At 51.1% G+C, this 3,568-nt stretch carries 2 protein-coding genes; both read left to right on the top strand.

Going from position 1 to position 3,568, the window contains the following annotated elements; all coding sequences use genetic code 11:
- The first annotated feature begins 4 nt into the window (after positions 1 to 4).
- Positions 5 to 109: an IS3 family transposase gene (locus tag H8J70_RS12940; protein WP_425489114.1), complete on the top strand. Its 105-nt coding sequence runs from the start codon at positions 5 to 7 to the stop codon at positions 107 to 109.
- A gap of 314 nt (positions 110 to 423) precedes the next feature.
- On the top strand, positions 424 to 3,456 hold the full coding sequence (locus H8J70_RS12245) for a beta strand repeat-containing protein (RefSeq protein WP_186504572.1): 3,033 nt from the start codon (positions 424 to 426) through the stop codon (positions 3,454 to 3,456).
- Positions 3,457 to 3,568: the final 112 nt, after the last annotated feature.

The raw sequence follows: 3,568 nt of genomic DNA, 5'->3' as shown, positions 1-3,568 counted from the left end.
TGCAATGATTGAGGATTACATTGGCTATTACAATACTAAGCGTTTACAGAGAAAACTGGGTGTAGTAACCCCGATGGAAAAGCACAATAACTATTACGTGGCAGCATAAAAACTGCCACCGGATATCGGTGGCAGTAATAAGTACATGTTTTATTTTTTGCTCTGTCTACTTGACGGGGAGCGGTTCACATGCGGATGGGCTTTTTCCTGTCACTCCCCACGCCTTTCCTGCCAAAAAACGTCCCTTTTATGCCACTCACCCTTTTCAGCAAACAAAACGTGATATAATTCAAGTACAAAGAAAAATAATAAAAACTTATACAACATATCACAAGAAGGCAATCCATATACGGGCTTGCCATTTCTAACGATGCGCAAACTAAAGGAAAAGGTACGGAAAAAAACAGAAGGTGAGTGATTCATATGACAAAGCGGAACGGATTATTGAGACTAGCCATCGTGTCAGCACTGCTCTGCGCCGGAGCAGGCATCATGCCTGGCTATGCAGAGTCCATATCACATAAGACGGTAGAAATTAAAGCGGATACGTCGGGAGATCAGTACGGCGGTAACGCTGGTTCTTCAGGGGATGCTACTAATAACAAACTGACCATCAGTGGCACAGCCTCTGTTAGTTATTCTAATGGTGCAGACGTCTATGGCGGCTACACAGCATCCGGTAATGTAAGCGAGAATGTTCTGGAAGTAACTACAACCGGAACCATCTATGGCAATGCCTATGGCGGCTATACGCTAAGCGGTGTTGCTAATACCAATAAGATAAATTTTAGCAACGGCACGATCTATAATACCCTTTATGGCGGCAAAACAGAAAACGGTATGGCCAATACGAATGCCATCACCATCACAGGCGGCAGTCTTTCCAGCTCTGTCTATAGCGGCTACTCTCAGGTGGGCAATGTCACCGGCAATACCGTAACTATCAGTGGTGGCAACATTGGCGGGTACGTCTATGGCGGCTATGCAAAGCAAGGCGATGCTACCAGCAATGTCATAACCTTCGAGGGCGGCGCGCTGAGCTCTTCGCTTATCGGGGGCTATGCCGGCAATACGGGCAATGCCGAACGTAATAAGGTGAAAATTAGCGGCGGCACCATTTCCGGAGCTTACCCTCACGTCTATGGCGGCCAAGCTGATTCCGGCATTGCCAATCTAAATGAGGTAGAAATTACCGGTGGCACAATTACCGGTAATATCTATGGCGGCCAGTCTGATAAAAGCCAAGCCACGAACAACAAGGTCACCATCAGCGGCAGCGCTACGGTTATCGGCACGGCTCCTGAAGAGCCACTGCCGGCATCAACGCTTGGTAGTGGCTTTATAGGCATCGGTGATAGCTCCCGTACCCAGCCTGCCAGCATCTACGGCGGCTATAGTAACGCTAGTGCGGCGGTTACCGGCAATACGGTCACCATCGAAAGCGGCACCATCTACGGCTCTGACAGCGACGGCGTCTACGGTGGCTACAGTGTCAGAAGCTTCCATGCCCCTCTCAGTTCTCCGACAGGCGATGTCACTGATAACACCGTGAAAATCACCGGCGGTACTACGGAGCGCTCCATCTACGGCGGCTATGCAGAAGCAGGCAACGCCATCAGGAACCACTTCACTATGGAAGACGGGGTTGTAGGGACTGAAGACGCAGGGAATCTCAGTGACGTTAATGAAGATTTCTATGGCGGCTATTCGCAGTACGGCAGCGCCAATGAAAATACAGTCACCATCAGCGGCGGTACCATTTACGGAGAAGTGCACGGCGGCAGAGCAGAAGGAGGGCAGATAGATGACAATGAGTATGCAATAGTCAATGCAATAGGTAATAGTGTCACCATCAGCGGCGGTACCATTCACGATTTCGTTTATGGCGGCTTTGTCGATAATGGCAGAGTAGAAGGGAATACGGTAGATATCAGCAATGGTACAGTGACAAGCAGTGTCATTGGCGGTGCGTCCCGCAAAAGCACTGCCGTGGTCACAGGCAATACAGTACGCATCAGCGGCGGCACCATCGGAGCAACTAACGGTTATGGTATCTCTGGCGGCTACGCTGCCAGGGGCACTGTCACGAATAATGCCGTCACCATCAGCGACGGCACGATTATCGGCTATGTTACAGGCGGCTACTCTGAAGAAGCTAATGCTACAGGCAATACGGTTATCATGACCGGAGGCACCATGAATGGCATGGTTACAGGCGGCGAGGCAGCGGGAGCAGCAGATTATAATACGGTCACCATCACAGGTGGCAAGATTATGGGAAATAATATGCCGATTGTTACAATCGTTGACGATGATATTAATGTGACAGGAACCATTCCCGTCGGGGTTGCAGGCGGTTGGTCGTATTTCGGCACGGCCAGCAACAATACGGTCAATATCCTTGGCGGCACGTTTGGAGAAAAGGCGACCTTGTATGGCGGCTATGGCACAAACAGCACCAACAACACCTTGAACCTGTTCACCAAAGGCATCACCGTGGCAGCCCTGGACTATTTCCAAAACCTGAACTTCTACGTCCCGGCAGACATGACTGAGGCCGATACCATGCTGAACGTTACGGGTACAGCTAACATCGCCGGTGCCACGATCAAAGCCGGCCTCCAAAGCGAAGACGTCTTACGCACGGCCCCTAAGACCCTGACGCTGCTCAAAGCAGGCACACTCACCACCGACGCCATCACCACCTATGGCCTGGCCGACTCCCTGCCTACCCTGCCGGAAGACCTGGCCAATACGGTCTCCCTAGTCACAGCGTCGTATCTGAAATCAGAAGCAACCGTAAAACTAGGTGACGACGGAAGCTCCGTCATCATGGAATTCCCGTCTAACACGAACGCTTGGTACCTCTCCAAAGACACGAAACTCTTCGCCGAAACCCGCGCAGCCGGAGCAGCCCTCGTAGGAAATGCCACGGACATAGCGGCAACCACAGCCTATGCTGACGCCCTGGCAGCCGCAGCCGGAGAAACCAGTACCGGTTTTGCCCCCTACGTCTCTTTAGGCGGCTTCAACCTGCGCAATGAAACAGGCTCCTACGTAGATACGAACGGCCTCACAGCTAATCTGGGCTTCATCAGACAGTACCAACGGGAAAGCCACGTAGACAGCCTCATGCCCTTTATTGAATACGGCACCAGCAACTACACCAGTCACCTAGACAGCGGCGCCAGAGCTGACGGCAAACAACACTACATAGGCGCCGGCCTCCTAGCCCGCAGAGACCTAGATAACGGCCTCCACTACGAAGCCCTCATCCGGGCTGGCAAACTCCACGGTGACTTCAAAGGCATCATCGAAAACCTCCCGTCCAGCTACAATACCAACGCCCCCTACATCGCCGCAGAACTAGGCATGGGTAAACTAGTAAAACAAAACACCCACACTGCACGTGGTATGCTAAAGTTGGACATGGAGGGGGTAGAAATTGAATACTAAATGTAGTAATCTTGGATAAAAGATTTTCTAATTAGTATCCGATGCCCTCAATTGTTAGATGGGAGGTTGCCACGTGAAATTAACGAAAGAACAACGATTAGAAATAGGTCGC

Source organism: Megasphaera hominis (genome assembly GCF_014269395.1).
Taxonomy (GTDB): domain Bacteria; phylum Bacillota; class Negativicutes; order Veillonellales; family Megasphaeraceae; genus Megasphaera; species Megasphaera hominis.
Note: the sequence above shows the minus strand (reverse complement) of the source record. Positions and strands in the feature narration are given on the sequence as shown.